General features: G+C 41.4%; 22 protein-coding genes and 2 pseudogenes. 7 read left to right on the top strand and 17 right to left on the bottom strand.

All coding sequences use genetic code 11. The features are described from left to right. Positions 1–12 precede the first annotated feature (12 nt). Both IQ234_RS11640 and IQ234_RS11635 read right to left on the bottom strand, forming a co-directional pair. The gene (locus IQ234_RS11640; protein WP_193957204.1) at positions 13–804 is read right to left on the bottom strand and encodes an MOSC domain-containing protein; all 792 of its coding nucleotides are present in this window, start codon (positions 802–804) and stop codon (positions 13–15) included. Continuing rightward, positions 791–2068 (bottom strand): glycosyltransferase, encoded by a 1278-nt coding sequence (locus IQ234_RS11635; RefSeq protein WP_193957203.1) that lies wholly within the window; start codon positions 2066–2068, stop codon positions 791–793. Before IQ234_RS11635 ends, IQ234_RS11640 begins: the two co-directional genes overlap by 14 nt. Before the next feature lie 165 nt (positions 2069–2233). Here IQ234_RS11635 and IQ234_RS11630 point away from each other — a divergent pair, with 165 nt between their 5' ends. Next, positions 2234–3394, top strand: a complete 1161-nt coding sequence (locus tag IQ234_RS11630; protein ID WP_193957202.1) for a glycosyltransferase — start codon at positions 2234–2236, stop codon at positions 3392–3394. Here IQ234_RS11630 and IQ234_RS11625 read toward each other — a convergent pair. Continuing rightward, the gene (locus IQ234_RS11625) at positions 3391–4707 is read right to left on the bottom strand and encodes an AtzE family amidohydrolase (RefSeq protein WP_193957201.1); all 1317 of its coding nucleotides are present in this window, start codon (positions 4705–4707) and stop codon (positions 3391–3393) included. The two genes, IQ234_RS11630 and IQ234_RS11625, sit on opposite strands and share 4 nt — an antisense overlap. After that, positions 4704–4880 carry a DUF4089 domain-containing protein gene (locus IQ234_RS11620; protein ID WP_002740449.1) on the bottom strand — a complete coding sequence of 59 codons (177 nt, stop codon included), beginning with the start codon at positions 4878–4880 and terminating at the stop codon, positions 4704–4706. The genes IQ234_RS11625 and IQ234_RS11620 overlap by 4 nt, the downstream gene beginning before the upstream one ends. Positions 4881–5253: 373 nt before the next feature. Between IQ234_RS11620 and IQ234_RS11615 the strand changes: the two genes are divergently transcribed. From IQ234_RS11615 to IQ234_RS11600, 4 genes are all read left to right on the top strand, one after another. Next, a complete protein-coding gene (locus IQ234_RS11615; RefSeq protein ID WP_193957200.1) occupies positions 5254–6855 on the top strand; it encodes a B12-binding domain-containing radical SAM protein in 1602 nt (533 codons plus the stop codon). A 170-nt stretch (positions 6856–7025) separates the two neighbouring features. Beyond that, positions 7026–8453, top strand: coding sequence for an ABC transporter substrate-binding protein (locus tag IQ234_RS11610; RefSeq protein ID WP_193957199.1), 1428 nt, complete (start codon positions 7026–7028; stop codon positions 8451–8453). A gap of 153 nt (positions 8454–8606) precedes the next feature. Next, positions 8607–9329: a WecB/TagA/CpsF family glycosyltransferase gene (locus IQ234_RS11605; RefSeq protein ID WP_193957198.1), complete on the top strand. Its 723-nt coding sequence runs from the start codon at positions 8607–8609 to the stop codon at positions 9327–9329. A 93-nt stretch (positions 9330–9422) separates the two neighbouring features. Then, a complete protein-coding gene (locus IQ234_RS11600; RefSeq protein ID WP_193957197.1) occupies positions 9423–12404 on the top strand; it encodes a putative Ig domain-containing protein in 2982 nt (993 codons plus the stop codon). A gap of 42 nt (positions 12405–12446) precedes the next feature. On the opposite strand, the gene ureG is transcribed toward IQ234_RS11600, so the two are convergent. The 4 genes from ureG to psbP form a co-directional block, all read right to left on the bottom strand. Further along, the gene (gene ureG, locus IQ234_RS11595; RefSeq protein ID WP_147068881.1) at positions 12447–13043 is read right to left on the bottom strand and encodes an urease accessory protein UreG; all 597 of its coding nucleotides are present in this window, start codon (positions 13041–13043) and stop codon (positions 12447–12449) included. Between the two features lie 175 nt (positions 13044–13218). After that, positions 13219–13806 carry a Maf family protein gene (locus IQ234_RS11590; protein ID WP_193957196.1) on the bottom strand — a complete coding sequence of 196 codons (588 nt, stop codon included), beginning with the start codon at positions 13804–13806 and terminating at the stop codon, positions 13219–13221. Between the two features lie 116 nt (positions 13807–13922). After that, entirely contained in the window at positions 13923–14336 is a 414-nt protein-coding gene (locus tag IQ234_RS11585) for a hypothetical protein (RefSeq protein WP_193957195.1), read from the bottom strand. 267 nt (positions 14337–14603) lie between these two features. Continuing rightward, on the bottom strand, positions 14604–15152 hold the full coding sequence (gene psbP, locus IQ234_RS11580; RefSeq protein ID WP_193957194.1) for a photosystem II reaction center PsbP: 549 nt from the start codon (positions 15150–15152) through the stop codon (positions 14604–14606). Between the two features lie 62 nt (positions 15153–15214). Here psbP and IQ234_RS11575 point away from each other — a divergent pair, with 62 nt between their 5' ends. Continuing rightward, positions 15215–15997 carry a tetratricopeptide repeat protein gene (locus IQ234_RS11575; RefSeq protein WP_193957193.1) on the top strand — a complete coding sequence of 261 codons (783 nt, stop codon included), beginning with the start codon at positions 15215–15217 and terminating at the stop codon, positions 15995–15997. 74 nt (positions 15998–16071) lie between these two features. Here IQ234_RS11575 and psb34 read toward each other — a convergent pair whose 3' ends face one another. From psb34 to IQ234_RS11540, 7 genes are all read right to left on the bottom strand, one after another. Continuing rightward, positions 16072–16251 carry a photosystem II assembly protein Psb34 gene (gene psb34, locus IQ234_RS11570; RefSeq protein WP_002740432.1) on the bottom strand — a complete coding sequence of 60 codons (180 nt, stop codon included), beginning with the start codon at positions 16249–16251 and terminating at the stop codon, positions 16072–16074. A 434-nt stretch (positions 16252–16685) separates the two neighbouring features. Next, complete coding sequence (trpS, locus tag IQ234_RS11565; RefSeq protein WP_193957192.1) at positions 16686–17696, bottom strand: tryptophan--tRNA ligase; 1011 nt, start codon at positions 17694–17696, stop codon at positions 16686–16688. A 61-nt stretch (positions 17697–17757) separates the two neighbouring features. Continuing rightward, a complete protein-coding gene (locus IQ234_RS11560; RefSeq protein ID WP_193957191.1) occupies positions 17758–19071 on the bottom strand; it encodes a dolichyl-phosphate-mannose--protein mannosyltransferase in 1314 nt (437 codons plus the stop codon). Positions 19072–19084: 13 nt separating this feature from the next. Then, complete coding sequence (locus IQ234_RS11555) at positions 19085–19714, bottom strand: Uma2 family endonuclease (protein WP_193957190.1); 630 nt, start codon at positions 19712–19714, stop codon at positions 19085–19087. A 34-nt stretch (positions 19715–19748) separates the two neighbouring features. Next, positions 19749–21797 carry a DNA phosphorothioation-associated putative methyltransferase gene (locus IQ234_RS11550; RefSeq protein ID WP_193957189.1) on the bottom strand — a complete coding sequence of 683 codons (2049 nt, stop codon included), beginning with the start codon at positions 21795–21797 and terminating at the stop codon, positions 19749–19751. Between the two features lie 44 nt (positions 21798–21841). After that, a complete protein-coding gene (locus tag IQ234_RS11545; protein WP_193957188.1) occupies positions 21842–22621 on the bottom strand; it encodes a photosystem II S4 domain protein in 780 nt (259 codons plus the stop codon). 71 nt (positions 22622–22692) lie between these two features. Continuing rightward, positions 22693–23202, bottom strand: a complete 510-nt coding sequence (locus tag IQ234_RS11540) for a hypothetical protein (RefSeq protein ID WP_002789175.1) — start codon at positions 23200–23202, stop codon at positions 22693–22695. 583 nt (positions 23203–23785) lie between these two features. Here IQ234_RS11540 and pyrC point away from each other — a divergent pair. Continuing rightward, entirely contained in the window at positions 23786–24820 is a 1035-nt protein-coding gene (pyrC, locus tag IQ234_RS11535; RefSeq protein WP_193957187.1) for a dihydroorotase, read from the top strand. Between the two features lie 44 nt (positions 24821–24864). Here pyrC and IQ234_RS11530 read toward each other — a convergent pair. Both IQ234_RS11530 and IQ234_RS11525 read right to left on the bottom strand, forming a co-directional pair. Then, positions 24865–25164 (bottom strand): annotated as a pseudogene (locus IQ234_RS11530) (cation transporting ATPase C-terminal domain-containing protein); the annotation flags it as partial. A 20-nt stretch (positions 25165–25184) separates the two neighbouring features. Further along, positions 25185–25293 (bottom strand): annotated as a pseudogene (locus tag IQ234_RS11525) (IS5/IS1182 family transposase); the annotation flags it as partial.

The following is a 25293-nucleotide window of genomic DNA, read 5'->3' as shown; positions in this document are numbered from 1 at the left end:
CCCCCATTTTCCCTAGATTACGGTAATAGGATTGCCGACTTTAATTGTACCTGTCTTTTCGGGAATGACATTTTCTCCGAACATGATGCCTCCGGGGAAACGGCGAAAAGTGCTTAAGGTTTTTAAAGGTTCCTGTTGGGGATTTCTCCTACCTGTTTCTTGATCCGTGGTGGTGATAATACAGCGACTACAGGGTTTAACCAGAGCATAATTTATCTCACCAATTGTGATCTTTTGCCAACTACTTTCGCTAAAAGCTCGATCGCTACTAATAACAATATTAGGACGAAAACGATTCATCGGCACTGGTGCAACTAAACGCTGATTTAAGTCCTCTAAAGAAGCAGTATTAGTTAATAAAATTGGATAACCATCGGCAAAGCTGACGGGAGTATGATCGTTCCCTGCATAGCGAGGATTCACCAGACGTGGATAATCGGGAGATTGTCGCACTAAACGACAAGGAATGTCGATAATTTTCTCAAACCATTCGGCGATTTCATCCCCTTGATCCATGGCTATGGTTTGAGATTCCCAGATTTGAACCGCTCTTTTTTCTCCTGTGAAATTAGGCTGAAAAGTCAGGGAATCTTGAGATGTTTTCAGAGAAAATTTATCTCCTGTAATCGTGACAGAAACGGTGGCTAACTGCGGATATTCTCTTTGGGTGATAAATTTACCCTTGCCATCCACTAACATCATTTCCCGATCCCAGAGTAAACCGTTAGGAGTCACTTCAGCTTGGGATAATTGAATACCTCGACAGGATTTAATCGGGTAGATATAGAGATCAGTAACCTGCATTTTCTTTCAGTAGTTCTACATATTTTTTGGCCACATCTTCCCAAGTCCAGAGATTAATTTTATTGGGAATATCTTCGGGTAACAAGCGAGGAATTGGATTGAGGATAAATTGTTCTAAACAATTAGCTAAACTGTCCGCATCTCCCCGAGGATAGAATTGCACTCTTTCGGGACAATTATATAATTCTACCTGTTCTTGAAACACTTCTAAATCGGAAGCAATAACGGGAATACCTTGTAAAATTGCTTCTGCTATTGCCAATCCAAAACCTTCGTATTTTGAGGGAAATACCACACAGGAACAGGTTTGATAATAAAATTGCAAGGTTTCATAGTCTTGATAACCTAATCCCTTGATATGACTCTCGAAAATTTCTTGATTTTCCTGATAAAGTCGGGTACATTCTTTGAGATAATCTTGGTATTCTTGGGTTTTGGACTGTTGAGACAATTGCAGATTTCCACTAACTAGATTATCAGTTTCTTTACCGATAAAAACTATTTGAAAAATTAAACCTTTTTTCGCTAGTTTAATGGCTGCTTTCAGTAAAGTTAAATGATCTTTGTAGATACCAAAAGAGGAGGGAAAATAAAAAGTAACTAGCTCACTTTTGACTAGATCGCTCTTGGGATGAGACTGCTCGACAAATCCTGCTAAGGGTATAGCTTTTAATTTACTAGCATAGGTAGCATTGGGAAAAACTTTTAAAACATCGTCTTTAGTTTTTTGGGAGATTGTGAACAGTAGATCGGCCTGATCTAACCATTCTTTTAACGCTTCATTGTAGGGTTCTTGATAGGATTCTGAGTAAGTTAAGGGAGCAAATTGCCAAAAGACATCATAAATAATGCCACTTAAAGTAACCTTGACATTAGGGGGAGAAATCCGATTAGTCATCCCATACAAACAGTGATCAGCTTGGTAACGCTTGATAATCTGATTAATTCTTGCTTCGCTGCGTAAAAGTTCAATTCTACGAGAGAAAAGACGATGAATAGAAGTCAGTCTTAGGGTTTTATAAAAATTCGCTAGAAGACCATAAAAATAAATTAATTTTGCTTCAAAACTCTTGGGATAAAAATTAAAATCTTCGTAGATAAGTTGATCAGAATCGGGCATTAAAGACTTAAAATATTCAATTTCCTTACGAGGGAGGACGATAATAATTTGTTCGACGTATTCTAATAAGCTAGGTATTAAAGAGATAATGACTCTTTCTACTCCTCCTTTGCGATAAAACACGATCGGGATGACAATTTTCATAGATTTTCTGGCAGATAGATGGCAATAAAAAGATTGATTTTTGACTTGAACCCATTATATGATAGGCTCGAATTGTTCTACTGAGTCGAGAAATCGAGTTAAATTCGAGAAACTAAGACTCTATCACCCATAGCCCCTATTTTCCCTCGATCTTGGAGAAAAAGAGTGTCACAAGCTACTCCATCCCTACAATCTAATCTCAAACAATGGCTACGGTCTAGCGCACCTTCCCTATTTCAAATTAAACAGCGTTTGAGCGCCCGTCGTTGGCCGAAAAAATCGATCGTTATTTACACAGAAAAATATCGTCCCATGCTTCCGGCGGAAATTTGGCAACGGGGGGCCAGTGGTACCCAGGCATCGGTGGCTTTTTTAGCGCAGGAATGGACGAAACGCGGCTATAAAGTGACGATTTTTGGCAATTGTGAGGGTATGGAAGGGGAACAGGACGGTATTCGCTATGTTAATTATTACCAGATGAATTGGCAGGATCACTTTGAGACATTGGTGATCTCTCGTCATCCCACCTATTGCCGTCCGGGTACCAAGGCAGAACGAATTTTTTTTGATTGGCAAGATATTAAAGTGCCGGCAGCCTCCTATACCCCTGAAATTTTGGCTAGATACGACAAAATTTTCTGTAAAAGCCAATATCAAAGGGATTTACTGGATTTCTGTCCCGATCATCAATGTCCAATTGTTCCTAATGGTATCGATACTTCCCTTTTGGCTGTAAGTGAGACGGTGCCAGAAAGCGAGCATCTTCCCTATCGTCTAGTCTATGCCTCTCGTTATTATCGCGGCCTAGAGTCGATGTTAAAGCATGGCTGGCCGATTATCAAGGCGGCAATTCCCGCAGCTGAGTTACATCTCTACTATGGTTTTACTAAACGGGATGAAATTGGCGATCGCAAGGAATGGCGGGATAATTTAATCGCTTTGATTAAAGCTAGTGCGGGGGTAGTTGATCGGGGAATGATGGGTTATCGTCAACTAATCGAGGAAAAAGCGCGCTCTGCTATTCATTACTACGGTTGCACCTATCGTGAGGTCGATTGTATTTCCGTGCGCGAGTCGGCAGTGGTGGGTTGTCTGCCAGTGGTGACGGATTTTGCTGTTTTTCGAGAAAAAGACTACTGTGTGAAAGTGCCGGGGGAAGTAACCAATCCGGCTACTCAGGAAGCTATAGCCTGGAAAATTGTCGAATTACTGAAAAATCCCCAGCTTTTGTCCCAAGAGCGCGAAAGATGTCGTCAACTTGCCCTAAATGACACCTGGGAGCGATCGGCCGCCGCTTGGTTAGATGTGATTGAAGCGGATTCTTAGGCAAGCATTTCTTCTAAAACCCTGGCTACTCTTAGGATTAAGTCTTCGCGATCGGGAGCGGCGATGATTTGCAAACCTAAAGGTAGCTGGGATGGACGTTTAATCGGTAAAGAAAGGGCAGGTAAACCGATAAAAGAAAAAGGTTGGGTGAATCTACCTAAATTGGGTCTAATTAATAGCTCTTGCCCGTCAATAATCATTTTTTCTACTCCTAACGGTGGTGCAATACAGGGAATTGTCGGGGTGAGAATAATATCAACTTCGCTGAAAATCTCTCGCAAACGATCGCGATACCAACGGCGAAAACGTTGAGCCTGCAAATACCAGCTAGAGGGAATTAATGCCCCTGCCAAGAAGCGATCCCGGGTTGCGGGGTCAAAATCCTCTAATCTGGTCTGTAAACGCGGTAAATGCCAATTTGCTCCTTCTGCAGCGGTAATTATATAGGCGGCTGCCCTGGCGCGGGCGGTTTCGGGAATGGTGATTTTTTTGGTCACTCCTAAACGTTCGGCGATCGCTGTCACCGACTCGAATACTTCTGGTTCGGCTCCCTGCTGAAAATAATCATCGGCAAGGGCTATTTTTACGCCCTCTAAGCCACTTAAAGGAGCTTTAAGGTTATTTTTGGCAAAAAGACTCCAAATAGCCGCCATATCCGCCACATTGCCGCTAAAAAATCCCAGATGGTCTAAACTACTAACGAACAAAAATAGGCCCTGACGGGATACGCGCCCAAAGGTGGGTTTTAGCCCCACCACGCCACAGCAAGCGGCGGGAACTCTCACGGAACCATTAGTATCGGAACCGAGGGCGAGAGGCACTAAATTAGCGGCAACGGCAGCGGCGGAACCGCCGGAGGATCCCCCCGAGACGCGACTGGGATCGAGGGGGTTGGGAGTGGCTCCATAATGGGCATTTTCGGTGACAAAACCGTAGGCGTACTCATCCATATTGGTCGCCCCCACCAAAACTGCCCCGGCTGCTTCTAGGGTTTGAATAGCGATCGCATCTTGTCCAGCGGCAGGGTGATCTCGATTGATTTTGGAACCGGCAAGGGTGACAATACCCTTGATATCAAAGAGATTTTTGACGGCGAAGGGGACCCCTGCTAAGACACCGACGGATTCCCCATTAGCGATCGCTTGATCAATTTTTTCGGCTTGAGCGAGCGCCCTAGGCTGTAAAATGTCGGTAAAGCAATTTAAATGGCGATTTTTCGCCTCTATCTCCGCCAAAGTCTGGCTAATAACTTCTAAGGCGCTAGTTTGACGATTTTGGATCGATCGAGCTAAATTGCACACAGAAATAGTCATGGTTCAAAGCTGAGGGCGCTTTCCCCGTCATCCTCTAAGGGAAATTCTGTCACTAAACTGGCGATTTCTTGCAAGCGTTGCCAGTTTTCAACCACAGAATTTAAATAGCGATCGGGAATGGTTAAATCTAGGATTTTCGCCATGATTATAACGTATTCTTCTGGATTATTCATAGATTTCGTTCGGGTTGGGGTGAAGGAGATCAAGATTTGCTTAAAACCAGCGCTCAGGAATAAAATCGACACCTAGTTAAGCTGTGAAAATTGCTAGGATATAAGAAAAAATATCCTGTAAATACAATAGCTATCCCTAGGGAGGAAGTATAACTTAAATTTGTTCTTGACCACCGACTCCCTAGGAGCATAACCTGAGATATGATCATAGAACTGTATATTGAGATATTTTCCCCTCCTTCACCTCCAGATTAAATTAAACTTATATATGACCAAAAACAAGAGGTAACAAGTCTCCCCTTTCAAGAGAATGAAAATTAAAAGCTACTGAAGACTACTGGTAGTCACGGATAACTGATAACTGATAACTGAAATGACCATCTTACAAGACGAAAAACTCCTCTTTACTCCCGCAATACCCCACAGTGATGCTATTAAAACTATTTTTGCTTTTCCTAATCAGTATTCCGTCGGTATAACCAGTTTAGGTTATCAAATTGTTTGGGCAACTTTAGCCCTGCGATCGGATATACAAGTTAGTCGTTTATTTACGGATTTTCAAGAATCTTTACCCCGTTATCCCGAATTAGTTGGCTTTTCCTTTTCCTGGGAATTGGACTATGTTAATATCCTCTCGCTGTTAGAATCTTTAGAAATTCCCTGTCACAGTCATCAACGGCAAGATCAGCAGGCGATAATTTTTGGAGGGGGACCAGTTTTAACCGCTAATCCCGAACCTTTTGCCGCTTTTTTTGATGTAATTTTATTGGGAGATGGTGAAAATTTAATTGCTGATTTTATTAATGCCTATCAAGAGGTGAGAAATGCTGATCGCCCGACAAAACTCCGTCATTTAGCCCAGGTTCCGGGGGTGTATGTTCCTAGTTTATACACCGTTAATTATGATAGTGCCGAAGGTGAAATTACGGCAATTCTACCCATAGATAATAATGTTCCTACCTTTGTTAGTAAACAAACCTATCGCAGTAATACCCTTTCAGCTTCTACGGTGGTAACAAAACAAGCGGCATGGGAGAATATTTATATGGTAGAGGTGGTGCGAAGTTGTCCAGAAATGTGCCGTTTTTGTTTAGCTAGTTATCTAACTTTACCCTTTCGTACCGCTAGTTTAGAATCTTTAATCCCTGCCATTGAAAAAGGTTTAAAAGTTACCGATCGCCTTGGTTTATTAGGTGCTTCTGTTAGTCAACATCCTGAATTTGAAACCTTACTCGATTATCTTTTTCAACCAAAATTTGAGGGAGTTAGACTCTCGATCGCTTCAGTTAGAACTAATACTGTCACGGAAAAATTAGCCAGAATTTTATCCCTAAGAGACAGCAAATCAATTACTATTGCCGTAGAAAGTGGTTCCGATCGCCTACGGGAAATTATCAACAAAAAGTTAGCCAATGATGAAATTATCCAAGCTGCCATTAATGCCAAAGCGGGCGGTTTAAAAGGGATAAAACTCTATGGTATGGTGGGAATACCGGGAGAAGAAACCGAAGATATAGCGGCGACGATGGAAATGTTAATAGCATTAAAAAAAGCCGCCTCCGGACTACGAATCTCTTTCGGTTGCAGCACCTTTGTGCCTAAATCCCATACTCCTTTTCAGTGGTTTGGAGTTAATAAAATGGCCGAAAAAAGATTAAAATATCTAGAGAAACAATTAGGTAAACAGGGCATAGAATTTCGACCAGAGAGTTATAATTGGTCCGTGATTCAAGCCCTATTATCTAGAGGCGATCGCCGCTTAACTTCCCTGTTAGAATTAACCCGTGGCTACGGTGATTCTTTAGGCAGTTATAAACGCGCTTTTAAGGAACTAAAAGGACAAATTCCACCTCTAGATTATTACGTTCATCAACAATGGCGTTTAGAACAGGTTTTACCCTGGAGTCATTTACACGGTCCTTTATCCTCAAATGTTTTAATAAAACATTTAGAACAATCCCAAACAAAAAGGTAAAATATGGCTAATAAGCTAAGACGCATTTAAACAATGTCTTGACTATCAGACCCCAAATGAGGTATTCTATCAAGGTAGATCGGATATTTGTGCAATTCAGACTTGAATTGGTGCTTTTATTAACTATCAATCTCGATTAAACCATTAATTTAATCTTAGTTGATCAGCCCATGAGCCAGAAAAATGATACAGTTACCCTGCTTTTATCCCTGCTAATTACCCTAATATTTTTTGGGGCTGGTAGTTGGTGGTTATACAATCGTTTTCAAGGAAAAAATAACCCAACCAATCTTTCTGAAATCGAGAAAATATCACCAGAGCAAAAATCGGTATCGGCACAAGCAAAATTTAGTCAAGGGGAAAACTTATTAATAGTTGAAGGGGCTTCTTCTGACAAACAAGCTGCTATACAGGCACTCGGAAAAGGAGACTTTCAGCAAGCAGTTTACCTCCTAGAAAAATCCCTGCGAGCTAATCAAAATGATCCCGAAGCTCTTATCTACTTAAATAACGCCCGTATTGGTGAAGCTAAGTCCTATACTATCGCCGTTTCCGTGCCGATTGGGAGCAATGTCAACACCGCCCTAGAAGTTTTACGAGGAGTTGCCCAATCTCAAAATCAAATCAATCAAACCGGAGGAATTAATGGCATTCCTTTAAAAGTTCTCATTGCTGATGATGCTGATAATCCCGCAATTGCTGCTCAAATTGCCCAAAAATTAGCGGCTGACAACAGTATTTTAGGAGTAGTAGGACACACTAGCAGTGACACCTCTTTAGCGGCGGCTGCTATCTATCAAAAAGCGGGATTAGTAATGATTTCCCCCATCAGTACCTCAGTTAAACTCTCCAATTTTGGTGACTATATCTTTCGTTCTGTTCCCAGTGATTTTGTGGCGGCACGGGCATTAGCTGAATCTAGCTTGCAAAAAATTCCTAACGTCAAGGCAGTGGTATTTTTTAACTCCCAAAGTAATTATAGTCAATCCCTAAAATCTGAATTTACCACCGCTTTAGGATTAGGAGGAGGTCAAGTGGTGAGTGAATTTGATCTATCTTCCCTCACTTTTACCCCTTCTAAAAGCCTCCAACAAGCTCAACAGGAGGGAGCAAATCTAATCGCCCTTCTTGGGGATAGTGGAACCCTAGATAAGGCTTTGCAGGTGGTCCAAATCAATGGTCAAAAATTACCGATTGTGGCGGGTGATGACGTTTATAGCCCCAAAACTCTGGATGTAGGCGGAAAAAATGCCCTGGGCATGATTGTGGCTGTCGCTTGGCATTTGGGGGCTAATCCGAACAGTCCTTTTGTGAATAATTCCCGCCAATTGTGGCAAGCAGACGTAAATTGGCGCACTGCTACCGCCTATGATGCTGCTCAGGCTTTAATCGCTGGAATTAAGGCAGAATCTAGCCGAGAGGGAGTTCAACAGGCGTTAAGAAGTAGTAATTTTTCTGTGCCTGGGGCGACTAATCCAGTGCGATTTTTACCCTCTGGAGATCGCAATCAATCGGTGCAATTAGTGGTAGTTAAACCCGGTTCTCGTTCTAGTTTTGGGGTGGATTTTGTGCCAATTTCTCGATCAAATAACAACTAAATCAAGATGAATTATAAGTAAGTATTTATAATTAAATTGAAGATAGATTTTGCCTCTGATCCCCCCTGCACCCTTGATAAGGGGGGTGCCGATACCTCCTTGATCCCCCCTTGATAAGGGGGGTGTCTGACAACTATTAGCACCTACCTACTTATGTTAGAAACTCCCCCTAAATATTCAGTTCTCGGTTTGCCGGTTCATCTTCTCGATAACTACAGTCGTTGGTTAATCGAGCGCGCCTATCAAGGTTTTGGTTCCCACGTTGTCACTCTTAATGCAGAAATGGCAATGTTAGGAGAAAATGATGCTAAAGTAGCCCAAGTTATTCGAGAAGCAGATTTAGTTATTCCCGACGGTGCTGGGATTGTTATTTACTTAAAATTAAGGGGCAAAAAACAAACCCGCTGCCCCGGTATTGAATTATCAGAATCCTTAATTACTGAGTTAGGAATGCAGGGAGAGAGTTCTCCTATTGCTTTTTTTGGTGGTAAACCGGGGATTACGGAACAAGCGGCAAGTAATTGGCAAAAAAAGATTCCTAATATCCGTATTCTGGCTAACCACGGTTATCTATCCTCCGAGGAAATGTCCGATTGGATTGAGTTATTAAAAGATCAACAACCGCGGTTAATTTTAGTTGGTTTGGGGGTACCCCGACAGGAATATTGGATTAGGGAACATCGCCATCTTTGTCCCCAAGCTATCTGGGTAGGGGTGGGGGGTAGTTTTGATATCTGGTCCGGGACAAAAATCCGCGCCCCTCGCTTTTTCTGTGACAATAATTTAGAGTGGTTGTATCGACTCTATCAGGAACCTTGGCGCTGGAAACGAATGTTAGCTTTACCTAAATTTTTCTGGCGATCTCTTTTTTATTGACAGGATAAAGCGTATAATCTAGCCGGTTAAATGTTTCTTGGCTTGTGCTACTCTGGAATGAAAGTTAAATCTGCTAGTCATAATTAACCCGCCATGAGTTTAGCAAATACCCCATTTTCCTATCCCTTTGAAGTCCAAGGTTTTTTGCCAGAAAGCCTAACAACGCAAGTACAAACTATCCCACCAGCGACGAATGGCAACGATTTAATCTTTGGTACAGATGGAAATGACTCGATCAATGGTTTAGCAGGCAACGATACAATTCAGGGTGGGCAAGGAAATGACACCCTACAGGGCAACCTAGGCAACGATCGACTTTTAGGCGGTGATGGTACAGATGAACTACAAGGGGGTGCTGGAAACGATACTCTGGAAGGGGGTAGCGGTAACGATCGATTATTTGGCCAAGAAAACGACGATCTTCTCCTCGGTAATGACGGCAATGATACTCTCTCTGGAGATGCGGGAAATGACACCCTACAGGGCAACCTAGGCAACGATCGACTTTTAGGCGGTGATGGTACAGATGAACTACAAGGGGGTGCTGGAAACGATACTCTGGAAGGGGGTAGCGGTAATGATCGATTATTTGGCCAAGAAAACGACGATCTTCTGTTCGGTAATGACGGCAATGATACTCTCTCTGGAGATGCGGGAAATGATACCCTACAAGGCAACCTAGGGGACGATCTTCTCTTCGGAGAGACAGGCAATGATCAACTTTTGGGCGGCGATGGCACAGATGAACTACAAGGGGGTGCTGGAAACGATACTCTGGAAGGGGGTAGCGGTAACGATCGATTATTTGGCCAAGAAAACGACGATCTTCTGTTCGGTAATGAGGGTAATGATACTCTCTCTGGAGATGCGGGAAATGACACCCTACAAGGCAACCTAGGGGACGATCTTCTCTTCGGAGAGACAGGCAACGATCAACTTTTGGGCGGCGATGGCACAGATGAACTACAAGGGGGTGCTGGAAACGATACTCTGGAAGGGGGTAGCGGTAACGATCAATTATTGGGGCAAGAAAACGACGATCTTCTCCTCGGTAATGAGGGTAATGATACTCTCTCTGGGGATGCGGGAAATGATACTCTACAAGGCAACCTAGGGGACGATCTTCTCTACGGACAGACAGGCAACGATCGACTTTTGGGCGGCGATGGCACAGATGAACTACAAGGGGGTGCTGGAAACGATACTCTGGAAGGGGGTAGCGGTAATGATCAATTATTCGGGCAAGAAAACGACGATCTTCTCCTCGGTAATGACGGTAATGATACTCTCTCTGGTGGTACGGGGAACGATGTTTTAGAGGGAAGCTCTGGCAACGATTTATTATTTGATGATAACAGTGCCAGTGGCGGCAATGACTGGTTAATCGGTGGGGACGGCAACGATCAACTACAGGGGGGTGTCGGCAATGACCTGATTGAAGGCGGTACTGGCAATGACATTATCTTTGGCGAAGCGGGACAAGACAATTTTTTCTTCGGAGTGAATAACGGTCAAGATCAAATTCTCGATTTTGATGTGGCGACGGAGAAAATTATTATCTCCCCCAGTTTAGGATTTACTAATGTTAGTAGTATTTTGGCCACTTTTAGCCGTCCTTTTCTCAATGTCACCCGTTTGACTTTGAGTACAGGCAACACTATCGATGTGTTTCACGCCAATCAATCTAATTCCTCGGTAACTCCCCTAACCGCCGCTAATTTTATTATCGATCAAGCTCCCAGCGACCTCACCCTTAGCAACAACAGGATTGGCGAAAATCTAGCTATAGGTACAATTATCGGCACTTTTACCACCACAGATATCCCCCTTAACCCTACTAATACTTTTACCTATAATTTAGTCACTGGAATCGGTGCCACTGACAATAATCTCTTTACTATCAATGGCAATAAACTGCAAACCAATGTGGTCTTTGATCATGAGAGACGGAGTAGTTACAGCATTCGCGTTAGAACCACAGATCCTGCGGGTTTGTCTTTGGAAAAATCTTTAACGATTAATGTAATTGATGTTAATGAATCTCCCACAGATATAAATATTTCTAACAGTAGCATCGCCGAAAATCAACCTCAAGGAACAGTGGTAGGTACCTTTAGCACCACAGATCCCGATCGAGGAAATACTTTTACCTACAGTTTAGTATCAGGGGCTGGTTCTACGAATAATTCTTTGTTTACCATTGAAAATAATCAACTAAAAACTAAGAGCGGCTTTAATCATGAAAATATTAATAATTACAGCATTCGAGTCAGGACAACCGACGGGAATGGATTATTTTTTGAAAAATCCTTAACTATCAACGTTACCAACGTTAACGAAACTCCCACTCTTGTTAATCCGATTACTGATCGTCAAATCTTACAAGATCAACCCTTCACTTTTCAGATTCCAGCTAACACTTTTACTGATGTAGATGCAGGAGATGTTCTCACCTATAGTGTTACTCTCAGTAATAATAGCCTTCTTCCCTCTTGGTTAACTTTTAACCCAACCACTAGAACTCTCGCTGGTACACCTACCGGTGCTAATGTGGGCATTCTTGACATCCGAGTTACCGCCCGGGATCGAGGGGGACTATCTACCAGTGATGTTTTTAGTTTACAGGTAAATCGTCGCATTATCGGCAATCAAAATAATAATGATCTAGAAGGAACTAATGCCAATGATTTCATTGATGGCCAGGGCGGTAATGATCGATTAGTTGGTAATCTAGGTAATGATACTTTAACAGGTGGTGCGGGAGGTGATCGCTTTGTCTTCTCTTCCCCCAGCCAAGGTATCGATTTAATCACTGATTTTAACGTGATTGACGATACGATTAACGTTTCTGCCTCGGGATTCCGTGCTGGTTTAGTCGCTAATGCGGCAATTCAATCCAGTCAATTTTTGATCGGAACTAGCGCCACTACCACCAGTCAACGTTTTATTTACAATAAAACCACCGGGGCTTTATTCTTCGATGCAGATGGTTTAGGCGGCGCGGCACAAGTTCAATTAGCTACCCTAAACCCCGGACTAACACTAACTAAGACAGACATTTTTGTGGTGGTTTAAATACCCAGCCGCCCGCAGGATTAAATTATGGATTTGTTGTCTCTAGATTAAATTCTTTTCGATAAAGGCAATCACTCGCTCTAATCCTTCCCGTGTTTTTAAGTTGGTGAAGATAAAGGGTTTATCTCCGCGCATCTTTTTGGCATCTCTATCCATCACCCCTAAATCTGCCCCCACCATCGGGGCTAAATCTATTTTATTAATTACCAATAGATCCGATTTGGTGATACCCGGTCCACCTTTGCGAGGGATTTTATCCCCAGCTGCCACGTCAATCACATAGATGGTTAAATCTACTAATTCCGGGCTAAAGGTTGCCGCTAAGTTGTCGCCACCACTTTCCAGAAAAATTAGCTTTAAGTTAGCAAATTTTCTCTCTAACTGTTCAATGGCAACTAAGTTAATTGAGGCATCCTCGCGAATAGCTGTATGGGGACATCCTCCCGTTTCTACTCCTAAGATTCTTTCTGGGGCTAAAGCTTGTGATCGCACTAAAAATTGGGCATCTTCTTGAGTATAAATATCATTGGTGACTACGGCGATCGGATATTGATCCCGCAAATTTTTACACAGGGCATCGAGCAGGGCTGTTTTTCCTGAACCCACTGGACCGGCAATTCCCACGCGCAAGCAAGACATAGTTTTTTCGGGAAAAAGTGAAAAGGAAAGGGTTAAAAATTTTGGGGCTATCGGATAGAAAAAAGAGGGGTTCGCAGGGCAACACGGATTCCCATTATAATAAAAGGTTAACACAAATCTGAGCATTTGTCAAGCCCTTTTGCCAATAAATTTGGGGGAATTATCGGCAAAAAGATCACCAAAAGTCAGTGATTTGGTAGCCAAAATCCGTTAACATCTGCCTAAATAGGGGTAAACTTAAACCAATAACATTACTGTGACATCCCTCTAATCTTTCCACGAATAGACCCCCCTTTCCTTCTAGGGCAAAACAGCCGGCACATTTGAGGGGTTCTTCGGTGTTAACGTAGGCAATAATTGTTTCATCGCTGATATTGGCAAAGTGAACTTTAGTAATCCCACAACGAGTCAAGGTTTGATTATTAACTCGATCAATTAAAGCATGACCTGTATAGAGTGTACCCACCTGACTGCGCATTTTTTGCCAACGATCAATCGCTTCTGATTTATCCTTGGGTTTGCCATATACTTCCCCCGCTACTTCTAAGACGGAATCACAACCAAGAATTAATCCTGTATCAAATTGGGGGGCGATCGTTTGCGCTTTACATTGGGCTAAAGTTTGGACAAGATGAAGAGTATCATCAGCATTAATTGTCGATTCATCAAAGTTACTTACCCGCACAATCGGATCGATTCCCACCATTTGTAATAGTTTTTTACGCGCAGGAGAAGCGGAAGCAAGAATCAAGGGAATAGACATAAGTTTTTTCAGTAAATAAGATAGAAGACAGGAGACAGGAGACAGGAGACAAGACCAACTGATAAATGAAAAATCTCCTCAACCTGTAAAACCTAACAATGCTATGGTAAAACCTGCTAGGAATTGGCAGGATTTTCGGGGGGGAAATAACGATCTAAAATCTCAACCATGCGTGATTCTCTTTCTTCAATTTTGTCAAATCGATTGTAAAAATCTGACTGAACCTCATAAAAATCCGACATCGATCGAGTTAATTGTCCTAGCAGTTGATAAAGTCCCCGTCTGTCTTTTTCCCATTCTTTTTTAGACTCAGCAAGACTATTAGTTAACGCTTCGATCAATTTGGCGTTAGAATTAGCGATCGCTCTAGTTTCTTTTAATCCCTGATTGGTTTCCTGTAGTCCTAATTTAATCTCCTGTAATCCTAATCTAATCTCCTGTAGTCCTGATTTAATCTCCCGTAGTTCTGTTAGGGTAGTTTCAGCAAGAGATTCGATTCTATCTAGTCTATTTTCTTCCGAATTACTCATATTCAGTTACCGGTTATCAGTTATCAGTTACCAGTTATTAGATTTGAGTTTTAAGTGACAGTATTAAATAGAAGTTTCCTACTGTCTTTTCACTGTTTACTGATTACTGATTAAGTAAGTATTTTATCTTTAATTGTGACCAGCTACCTAGTTGATGATAGGTGGTGCGTTATGACGGATTTTTCCCTTTAAGTCAAAACAGGAATTTTTGCCGTCTAACGCACCCTACATTTTACTACATTTTACTATTGCCTATTGCCAGTTTCCCTAACTAACCGAGAAAGAATCAACGATAGTTTCAAAGAGTTCTTGAATTTGCGTCCAACGTTTTTGGGAAGTGGAAAGATTAAAAGAATAAAGTTTATGATTATTAACCGTGACGCTGGCCAGATTATGACGTTCTTGGCCGTTGGCTAATTTAACTTGATATTCGAGGATATAATAATCTTGGCCGTCGATTTGATGGGATTCTGAGCGAATTAATTCTACTTCCTTATCAAGATTGGGGTTAAGACTGTTATTTTTTAGGAGACGATAGCCAACTTCCGAGGGGGTCCCTAAATCTGTTAAGGTTTTATTGTCGGGGACGGGGTTGATAATAACGCTTAAATTTTCGCTCGTTTCGATCAAGTCATGAAAAACCACATCTACTCCCGCAACTTTTTTCACATCCACCTGCGTCCAACCCTTAGGATATAAAAATTGATAGCCTTGGCTGCCACTGGTATATCCTTGCAGTCCAGCGATGGGAGTTGTACAAGCGGTGAAGAGGAGGGTGGTAATTAGGAGGAAAGTCGCCAAAAGAGATTTAATCATGATATTTTGACCTGTAACTAGGGCTGTTTAATTTTACCTTGAATTGTTTAGGTGAACGGATTATGAAAATTAAGAAAAAATTGACAATTATTATAGCTATAGCGACTTTTTTACTGACTATCTCTCCCCTAAGCGCTCAAACTACCGCTAACCCCGTGAAAGCTGTAGAATTTTATAATCGGGGGGTGGATCGTTTAACCGCAGGGGATTACTCAGGGGCGATCGCCGATTTTACTCAAGCTCTACAATTAGAACCGAAGGATGCCGATGCTTACTATAATCGCGGCTATGCGGAGTTAGTTCTCGGCCAGTACGAGCGAGCGATCGCAGATTATACCCAGGCCTTGACAATCAACCCCAATTATGTTAATGCTCTCGGTAATCGTTGTTATGTGCATTATCTGACGAAAAAATACGAGGCAGCCGTGGAAGATTGCACAAAAGCGATTACTTTAAACGGAAATTTTGCTGATTTCTTTATTTATCGCGGTAATGCTAAGGATGACTTAGGTAAACACCTAGAAGCGATCGAGGATTACACAAAAGCTTTGAGTTTACAGGGAACTAGAGGACAGGATCGCATTTTCTATAATCGCGCCTTGGCCTATAACCGAGCCGGACAGCAGGAAATGGCTTTAAGGGACTATGATGAGAGTCTGAAAATCAATGCCAATTTTGCCGAAGCGTACCACAATCGGGGTTTGACCTATTATAAATTGGGAAACAGGGAAAAAGCGATCGCTGATTTAGAGGCAGCAGCTCGTCTAGCGTTATCTCAGGGTAAACAGGGGACTGCAGCTAAGTCTCAGTCAGCAGTGGCATTAATTCAGGGTCAAAAGCCCTAAAATAGGGAGTAGTTGTGATTTTAGCTCTAAAGAGGAGTGAAAGGGGCTAAATCGCAACTACGAGGGACTAAATTTTAACCAGCTTGAGATGCGTAAAAAGCGACAGCTAACAGTCCACCGACAAGTGTGATCGCAGCAACACCCCAGAAAATATAATTACGTTGTTGCGATTTAGTCGGCGGATCCGCTTGATAAACTTTCGGTTCAGCGGCGAAATTATTTAAGCGTCCACCTTCTTCATTTGTATAAGGCATAATCAAAACCTCAAATATGACAATTTTTCAGGAAAAAAATCCTCTTATTACAATCGTACAACATATTAGTAACCGAGTCGGGGATGTTGGAAATTCTCACGGGGATAAAAATTCTTAGTCTTGGGATAACTGCTGGACTCTGCTATTTTTATTAGCGATCGCATTTCCAATGATTGAAACTGCGAAAACAAGTTTAAAAAGGCTAATCACAACTAGAAAAAACTATAATTGAATTGTCCCAACGTCTAGCATAGTATAGCCAAGAATTACAGCAAGCAGTAGCTAAAACTAATCCAACTCAACAGATAGAAAACGAATTTTTAGGGAAAATTACGGCGGAATTTTGCGACCCTCTGGCGATGAATGTTATTAGAGCGAGTTTCTCTGGACAGCCTAGCAGAAATTCGCCCCAGACATCTCTGGTTTTATTATCCCTAAAATGGTGGTAAATAACCCATGGCATTTTTGACTCGATCGAGAGTTTGATTGGCCACCGCTTCTGCTTTGAGACGACCTTGCCGTAAAACCGTAGCTAAATAATCTTTATCCTCTCTAATTTGGGCGTATTTTTCCTGAATAGGTTTCAGAGATTCTATCATGACTTCTGTTAACATCGGTTTAAATTGTCCCCAACCTAAATCGGCACATTCTCCCGCGACCACCTCTTGACTTTTTCCCGATAAAATGCTATATAGAGTTAGTAAATTATGGCATTCGGGACGTTCTGGATCATCGAAAGTTAAACCCTTAACTAGATCGGTTTTACAACGTTTAATTTTCTTGGCAATCACATCAGGACTATCGAGAATATTAATCCGACTCATCTCGGAAGGATCGGATTTAGACATTTTATTCCGGCCATCGGTTAAACTCATCACCCGCGCTCCTTCCTTGCGGATCATCGGATCAGGAAGTTTTAAAATTGGTTGTTTCGGTTGCCCAAAAAGATGGTTAATTCTAACAGCTATATCGCGGGTTAATTCTAAATGTTGTTTTTGATCTTCTCCCACGGGTACTTTATCGGCATCATAGAGTAGGATATCGGCAGCCATTAGTACGGGATAATCGAGTAAACCTGTGCCAACATTTTCCCCCTGTTTAATCGCTTTTTCTTTAAATTGAATCATATCGGTTAACCAATTTAAAGGAGTGATACAATTCAATAACCAAGTTAATTCTGTATGGGCCTTAACATGAGATTGGACAAAGATCGTCGCATATTCTAAATCAATTCCGCAGGCTAAATATAGAGCAGCAATTGCTAAAGTATCCTCCGCAAGAGTGGCGGGATTATGGGGAACGGTGATCGCGTGTAAATCGACCACACAAAAGAAATTATCGTAGTCTTTTTGTCCCTCCACCCAATTGCGGATCGCACCGAGATAATTGCCTAAATGTAAATTGCCAGTTGGTTGCACACCAGATAAGATTCTTTGTTTACCCATAACTCATGCGATCGCTTTTTATCATGATTTTATTGTATCAGTTTTTGGTGCTAATTTCATCCTAAATCCAATTGGGAAAAATCATTCTTAGATAATAATCCCGAACTGACAGGGGAATGCCTAAATAAATTGGTAGCCAATGGATAAAAGCAAAAATTATCAAAATTATCAGCGAGCGCGAGCCATTTTTATAAATAGGACTGGAACTTTCTAAACCATCGGCTAAGAGCCAAGCTAGAGCAATCAAAGTGAAGCTATAGGCAGCCATATAATGATAGAGAAAGGTACAGCGACTAATTTTTAACCAGGGCAGCAGATTAGCAATATAGTTACAGATAAGATAGGCGGAAATTACTCGCTCTTTTTGGTTAAATAATCGACTAAAAACTACTAAAATCGCTATCGTAGAAAACCACCACAAGAATGGATTTCCCATAGCGTGAACATCATAAATTTTATCACCTACTCTCTTAAAATAATAAGCCACAGGTCGCCCCATTACTAACCAACTATACCAGGGAGAACAATAGGGATGAACATCAGATTGATTACCATTGATTCTCTGATGAAATGACCAAATTTCTTGATGTACTTGCCAAAAATTATATTGATGGTTGACGAGAAGATGCGGTATCCACAGTAAACTATAGGTAACTAGGGGAAAGACAATTAAGGCGATAAAAATGTACTCTAATCTCAGGTTAGTTACCTTTGTCCAAAGATTATCTTTTGACTGCTCTTGATTAAATAATTTTATTAACCAAGCAATACCGATAAAAATAAATATTCCCAGTAAAAATCCTAAGCCATTCCATTTGATATTTGCCGCTAAACCGAAAGAAACTCCCGATAATAATAACCAATTGAGTTTGTGATTTTTCTGGAGTGCTAATAAAAAAAATAATTGTCCGGACAAACCGAATAAAATTAAGTAAATATTATTGAGAGCATAGCGGGATTCCACCAGAAATAATCCGTCTAAACTAGCGAGAAAAGTTGTGATTAAAAATACAGTTTTTCTCTGAGTTAATTGATAAGCAATTCCCCCAATAATTAGGGGAATAAAAGAACCAGTCAAAGCATTTAACCAGCGATAACTAAAAGTTGAGCGCAGGGAACCCGTTAAATTATTAATGTTTTCAGGATCGGCAGGAAAATGGGAACCAATCCAGATACTAATAGCAATTAAATATTGACTTAAAGGTGGGTGAGACTGGAAAAATTCTTTACCGATTAGATATTCATTGCCGTATTTGGCATAATAAACTTCATCGAAAACAAGAGTATTAAACTGACTGAGATTCCAGAATCTTATTCCTAGGGAAAATACAAATATCCCTAGGATAGATAGGTTAAATTTTACTTGAGAATTCATGAAAAGATAATAGTTATGATAGCTGGGAATTTTCTGTTAAACGCAAGCGAAATTCTTTGACAGCAAGACGGGGATTAGGATGGTTGACGTATTCGGCTAATAATTCTAAATTTAAATCCGGTAATAAAGCACTTTTAGGGATTAAAATATATTCGCCATTCTCTTGCAAAGAATAAATTTTTAACTGATTATCTTGCCAAAACCAAACCTCTTGAGTTCCCAATCTTTTATAAACTTCTAAAACTTTCAGGCTGCCACTGGTTAAGATTATTTCTATCGCCAAATCAGGAAACTCTTTTTCTGTAAATAAACAAAAACATTCATCTGGTTCTTTTCCCGCTTCTTTTTCCTGTTTTCGCAACGTGGTGGAACCTAATCCCCAGAAATCAATTTCAGCATATTCTAAATAAACTTCTACCAATCTACCGATATTTTTTTTGCTAACTTCGTGACGACGACTAGGAGCCATAATTTCTACCATTCCATCTAAGTAAGTAATGCGATAACTGGAACTATCTTCTAAATGTTTTAGAAGGGTTTCGTACTGTTGCCAATTAAGCCCAGAAATAAACATTCTTTGTTCAGGATCATTAGCTTTTAATGCGAAACCTTCTAATCCTTGTAACCGAATCGTAGTCATCATAAAATTAATTACCTCATCTATTTTACTTAATTACTCAGGAAGACTTATTTTGATTTCTTCTGGCATTAATTTTAGCGCGTAAAATCCTAACTTTATAGGGATCGGCATCTTTTCGCCACAGAATCTGATAGCCTTTGATTGTAGCACAATGCTCCTCTAAACATTTTTGCCAACCCTGTAAACGTTCGATCGCTTTTCTATCTTCTAACAATCCCCAATCTTTTTCTAATTGAGTTAAGCGAACCAATTTATCATAGTTGGGATAATCCGCCGTTACTAAAAGCTCTTTTTCGTGTAGAATTGGCGGATTAGGACTATCCCGATAATCACGAAAACTAAAATCAGCCGAACCTAAATATACATCCATGCTAGTAGCTAAAATCGGATGAAGTTCTGTATCAAAATTGGGGTAATAGAGATAGGAAATTTTGGGTTGACGAAAGGATAAACGAATAACGTTAGCATTTTCTAACCGTCCGATAGTTTGACTAGCACAACCTTCATATAAGCGTAATAACATCGGTAATTTTTCCAGAACGCTAATATGAATAGTTAGGGAATAACGGGAAAGTTTGCCTAAAGAACTATTTTCACAAGTACGAGCGATCGCTGGTAGATTTCCTGCACTTATTAACACTTCTTCTGCTAAAGCGCAAGCATTGCGATAACTGCCAAATAAAGCTTTAAAATCGGCACGGGTAGCGGGGGATAATTCCCGTACTTTCGGACAGTGGCTAAATTGACTTAAAGCTAAATAAAGTAAAAGATCGGCGCGTCTTTTGTCGGCAATTATCTCCCATTCTTCCCCTTCTGTTACTTGTAAAATCACTTGAAAAGCTCGTCTAAAAGTCCCAAATTCTGCTTTAATTTCTTCCTCTTGTAATAATTCTCCTGCGACGGGTAAACGTCCCTGCTGGGTGTAAAATTCCATTAGGGGAGTTAATAAATCTTCGTAATCTTCAAAGCGTTTGAGATGGGCTTTAATTTTAGGTGTGGTGGCGCGGGAACGACATCTGGATAAACGAAAAGTTTCGGCTTTTTCTTCCTCTCGAAAAACTAGATAAATTCCCAAAGTTATTGGAATAGAATCAACTCCTAAACTGCTATCAATATACTGTTTTAGTTCTTCCTGTTGATAGTATTTTTGAAAAGTATTGCGACGGGTTATAATTCCATCTTCATAAGCCATTAAACCCCGTTCGCTATCATCAATTAGGACCTGTGCCGAAACAATTAAAACTTGACGGGTTAATTGCCAAGCTTTTAATAAAGCTTCCTGCCGTTCTTCGGCGGATTCAATAACATTAATTACATAGCCTAAATTAACAATATCAGATTCAATTAAAGGACTATCGGGACGATAATAAGGATCCCAACCTTCACTTTGATAACCCTGTTCAGCTATGCGTTCTATATCACCTCCATAACCACAACCGTAATCAAAAAAAGTGGTTTCAGGAAGAAATAATCCCGCCGCTAATGCTAATCTTGTCGGACGAGAAAGGGTTTTGCGAACAAGAGCGGCTTTATGGCGATCAATTATTATCGATTTTTCCCTTTGTCCCTCTAAATTACAAACTAAATAATCTCCTACAAAATCAAGGTGATGCTTTCTTAAAAGCCGTTGCCATTCCTGTTTAGTACCGATGGGATAAGAACTGTTTAAAAGTCCTAAAGCACTCTCGATTTTTGTAAGATGCTCGAATTGTTGATAAAGAGGATAGTCCCTAGTCACAAAAGTTTCTTTTCGGTGTAAAATGGGGGGATTATCAGCATTTTTATAATTCCATTCACTTAAGATTAATGTCCCCACATCTACCACTAAACTTTTAGTTAAAACTGGGTGAGGTTCCCGATCAAAATCGGGATAAAAAAGATAGGATATTTTCGGTTTATCGGTGCTAAATTTAATTATTGTTGCCTCAGATAAATGCTGATTAATTCTTGCTTGTTGTTCGTAATTCTGGAGAATAGGATCAAGTTGATGTAATGCTTCTCGATGAACATAAAGCGCCCCTGGTAATAGTTTACCGATGGGACTAACTTGACACAGTTGCACGATTAAGGTGAAATTATCAGCCATGGCAATTAATCTGTCTAATAACAAATTCTAGAGACAGAAAAAAACTAAATAAATCTAGTTAAATGAACCCGATAGCGCTCTTTTTTGGTTATAGTAACCTCACCCACTTCTAGACGACCTTTTCCCCGAAAAGAAATCAAATCACCGGTTTTAACATTATAACTAGATTGACTGATATCTTTCCAGTTAACTCGCACATCCCCGGCGCTAATTGCCTCGGCCATTTTACTGCGAGAAATGCCAAAACCCGCCGAAGCGATCGCATCCAAACGTAAGGAAGCTTCCACCGTATTAATTTCTTTTTTTTGCGGTGGTCTAACTTTTAATTCCGTCAAAGGAATCAGGCTAGTTTTCACTGGAACTGAACGCACTTGTCGCAAATTAGCAGATAAAAAATCTGCCAATTCAGGCACTACAATCGCCTGCGCTCCTCGCTCACCTAAAACGATTATATCCCCGACTTTTTCCCGAACGATTCCCGTCCCCAACATCGCCCCTAAAAAATCCCGATGGTTAGCGGTATCAAAAAGAAAATTACCGGCAATATCAAGAGCAGATAGGGGAATATCTGTTACTGTCAAAGGTAGATCAACTCTAGCAATACCGAGGCGCTGTCTTTCTGCTTGGGGATAACCGCCCCATTTTTCCATTGACACATCGGTTAAACGCTGAAAAACTCGTTCTACTTCTGCTAAAACCGCAGGAGAAAGAAAGTCTGTCGTCGTCACTTCCCAAGTCTTAATCGCTTGTTCGGCTTTATCAATAACTTTCGCTATGTCCTCGCGGTTCTCGACACCCTTTAGTAATTCTTCTCTTGGTAACATTGTTTTCTGGTAATTAATCAAAAATTCTTAGGAAAAAATCAGATGACCGATAACTTATTCCTGATAACCGTTCATCTTTCTAGGGCGTATCCTTGCAGATTTTCGGGGTTAAATTGACGGAGGATAAGAGTCGCTTGATTTTTCAGGTTTTCCGAACCCTGCACGATAATAATATATTTTCCGGCACCGAGACGATTGCGATAGGGAAGTGCATCGCCACTGCCGGACGATAAACCAACGCCACCACCGACGAAAATACTGCCCATTGCGCCCCCAATCGCCCCGGCAATGCCGCCGACGATATGATTGCCCGGTTCTCCGGCCCAATCAAAGGTATGCAATCCCGTAATCAGGTTAAAAAGGTAGCCACCAGCAAAACCGAAGGGAATTAGCCAAAAAGCCATGAGAGTGGCCCGTTTTTTGGCTTGTTGAAAGGGATCGATCAAACCGAACTCATCGGCACTTTTATAGCCGCGACCGAGAATGGTCACTTGAGATTGGGGAATTCCCGCCTTTTCGAGGGCAACGGAAGCTTCTTCTGCTTGTATGCGATCAGCTAACACGGCAATGAGATAATTCATATTCTCCAACTTTTCAGGTTATCTTCATCTCCTATTGTAAGGATTTTGGGGACTGAAAAGCTGCTCGATCGAGAAAATATTCAAGGGGATGCGTTAGTCAATCTTGGATAGGATTGATTAATGTGGAATTATTAGCAATTCAAGAAATTGCTCTATCTGGGTTATTCCTGACACTAATTTACTATAAATAAATATGGTTTAATTGTTATTATTAACAAGAAGTTTTTTAGAATTATTACAATTGGTATTATACTATAAAGCTTGACTGATTCCTGTCATTATTTGAATGTTTTCATCGGCTACATCTGAGTTAAAAACTAAAAAATAAATTAGATTTTTAGTAATAATATCTAGTCTTAATAAATCCACTTGTCCGCCAATTAAATTTATGATAAATAAAGAGAAATAAATAGCGCAGTTCCAGCCTTCTCTTATCGACCTAGACCAATTTAGATGCGCGGCATCTTATTAGTTAAAACCGACTTGACTGCTGAAATAGGGAATTGATTCCCTGACCGAAGATTGACTTCTTTCTTCCGTTTAGTTGTGGTGCTGGGATTCCTAACCGTTGTATGATGGAAAAATGCGAAGACTCACAATAACTCGACCCGACGACTGGCACCTTCATCTCCGGGATGGTGCGGCACTGAAAGCGGTTCTACCCCATACGGTGCGTCAGTTTGCCCGTGCCATTATCATGCCGAATTTAAAGCCCCCAGTGCGCTCAGTCGCCGATGCCGCCGCCTACCGCGATCGCATTCTGGCCGCAGTTCCAGAGGGTCAACAGTTCGAGCCATTGATGACCCTCTATCTCACCGATAATACCAGTCCCGAAGAAATTATGGCGGCGAAAGCCTCCCAGTTTGTCAAAGCGGTGAAATACTACCCGGCCGGTGCGACAACTAATTCCGACTTGGGGGTGACGAACCTTCGTAGGTGCGATCGCGTTTTTACGGCGATGGAACAGCTGGATATGCCGCTACTACTGCACGGAGAAGTTACCGATGGTGATATTGATGTGTTCGATCGAGAGAAAGTGTTTATTGAGAAGCACTTAATCCCACTGATAACAAGATTTCCGAAACTGCGGGTCGTCTTTGAACACATTACCACTGCCGATGCGGTCAAGTTTGTTCTATCTGCTAACAATAATGTCGCCGCCACAATTACGCCCCAACATTTATTATTTAGCCGAAACATTCTCTTTACCGGTGGCATTCGTCCTCATTTTTATTGCCTGCCGATTTTGAAACGAGAGGATCATCGTTTGGCACTTTTGCAAGCGGCAACATCGGGCAACCCCAAGTTTTTTCTAGGGACCGATAGTGCGCCCCATTCTCGCTACAGCAAAGAAAGTTCCTGTGGCTGCGCGGGTTGTTATTCAGCCCTGCACGCCCTAGAGTTGTACGCAGAAGCCTTTGAGAGTGTCGATGCGCTTGAGCAACTGGAAGGGTTCGCCAGCTTCCACGGTCCAGATTTTTATCAACTCCCCCGGAATACCGAACAAATCACCTTAACCAAAAGCACTTGGCGCATTCCCGATGAATTGCCCTTTCCCGAATCCGGACTGGTGCCGTTACGAGCAGGTGAAGAGATAACCTGGCAGTTGGGGGAATAGAAAACCGCCAGTCTTGGTAGTTGCGGTCAAGAATTGACGATTAGTTATTTTCCATGACAATGAGGAGGATCGATAACATTGGTAAAAATTGCCCAAAGTACCATGAGCGGCATCGGCAATAAACAGATTAGCCATTGATGACCGGTTAGGGTCGCCGTTGCAAACAGACTGTTCATCACCCCCCATTGACTAAATAAAATTTGTAGGGCAACAGCAGCCACAATCCCCAAAATTAGGATTGGTGCATTAGTAATCGAGGTTGACTGACGACGCAGGTAGTCCCCTAGGCTCATCCCTAATTGGCTGATACTGAGCAGATAGATAACCCGTGCTGCCACAAGGGATTAGACCTCCTGCAAAAGTCTTATTCAGCTACTTGATGATAGCCTAAAGCAAGTTCATAGTTGTAAATGCCAGCGATTAAATTAAATCTCAGACCAAAACGCCGTCTCCGATTCCTATATCTTGATGAT

The organism is Microcystis aeruginosa LEGE 91341 (genome assembly GCF_015206885.1).
GTDB classification, from domain to species: domain Bacteria; phylum Cyanobacteriota; class Cyanobacteriia; order Cyanobacteriales; family Microcystaceae; genus Microcystis; species Microcystis aeruginosa_H.
This window is presented reverse-complemented; position numbering and strand designations above follow the sequence as displayed.

Excerpts from the sequence above, each read along its gene's own strand:
- IQ234_RS11640 (WP_193957204.1), bottom strand. The coding sequence starts at position 804 with ATGCAGGTTACTGATCTCTATATCTACCCGATTAAATCCTGTCGAGGT.
- IQ234_RS11635 (WP_193957203.1), bottom strand. The coding sequence starts at position 2,068 with ATGAAAATTGTCATCCCGATCGTGTTTTATCGCAAAGGAGGAGTAGAA.
- IQ234_RS11625 (WP_193957201.1), bottom strand. The coding sequence starts at position 4,707 with ATGACTATTTCTGTGTGCAATTTAGCTCGATCGATCCAAAATCGTCAA.
- IQ234_RS11620 (WP_002740449.1), bottom strand. The coding sequence starts at position 4,880 with ATGAATAATCCAGAAGAATACGTTATAATCATGGCGAAAATCCTAGAT.
- IQ234_RS11615 (WP_193957200.1), top strand. The coding sequence starts at position 5,254 with ATGACCATCTTACAAGACGAAAAACTCCTCTTTACTCCCGCAATACCC.
- IQ234_RS11610 (WP_193957199.1), top strand. The coding sequence starts at position 7,026 with ATGAGCCAGAAAAATGATACAGTTACCCTGCTTTTATCCCTGCTAATT.
- IQ234_RS11605 (WP_193957198.1), top strand. The coding sequence starts at position 8,607 with ATGTTAGAAACTCCCCCTAAATATTCAGTTCTCGGTTTGCCGGTTCAT.
- IQ234_RS11600 (WP_193957197.1), top strand. The coding sequence starts at position 9,423 with ATGAGTTTAGCAAATACCCCATTTTCCTATCCCTTTGAAGTCCAAGGT.
- ureG (WP_147068881.1), bottom strand. The coding sequence starts at position 13,043 with ATGTCTTGCTTGCGCGTGGGAATTGCCGGTCCAGTGGGTTCAGGAAAA.
- IQ234_RS11590 (WP_193957196.1), bottom strand. The coding sequence starts at position 13,806 with ATGTCTATTCCCTTGATTCTTGCTTCCGCTTCTCCTGCGCGTAAAAAA.
- IQ234_RS11585 (WP_193957195.1), bottom strand. The coding sequence starts at position 14,336 with ATGAGTAATTCGGAAGAAAATAGACTAGATAGAATCGAATCTCTTGCT.
- psbP (WP_193957194.1), bottom strand. The coding sequence starts at position 15,152 with ATGATTAAATCTCTTTTGGCGACTTTCCTCCTAATTACCACCCTCCTC.
- IQ234_RS11575 (WP_193957193.1), top strand. The coding sequence starts at position 15,215 with ATGAAAATTAAGAAAAAATTGACAATTATTATAGCTATAGCGACTTTT.
- psb34 (WP_002740432.1), bottom strand. The coding sequence starts at position 16,251 with ATGCCTTATACAAATGAAGAAGGTGGACGCTTAAATAATTTCGCCGCT.
- trpS (WP_193957192.1), bottom strand. The coding sequence starts at position 17,696 with ATGGGTAAACAAAGAATCTTATCTGGTGTGCAACCAACTGGCAATTTA.
- IQ234_RS11560 (WP_193957191.1), bottom strand. The coding sequence starts at position 19,071 with ATGAATTCTCAAGTAAAATTTAACCTATCTATCCTAGGGATATTTGTA.
- IQ234_RS11555 (WP_193957190.1), bottom strand. The coding sequence starts at position 19,714 with ATGATGACTACGATTCGGTTACAAGGATTAGAAGGTTTCGCATTAAAA.
- IQ234_RS11550 (WP_193957189.1), bottom strand. The coding sequence starts at position 21,797 with ATGGCTGATAATTTCACCTTAATCGTGCAACTGTGTCAAGTTAGTCCC.
- IQ234_RS11545 (WP_193957188.1), bottom strand. The coding sequence starts at position 22,621 with ATGTTACCAAGAGAAGAATTACTAAAGGGTGTCGAGAACCGCGAGGAC.
- IQ234_RS11540 (WP_002789175.1), bottom strand. The coding sequence starts at position 23,202 with ATGAATTATCTCATTGCCGTGTTAGCTGATCGCATACAAGCAGAAGAA.
- pyrC (WP_193957187.1), top strand. The coding sequence starts at position 23,786 with ATGCGAAGACTCACAATAACTCGACCCGACGACTGGCACCTTCATCTC.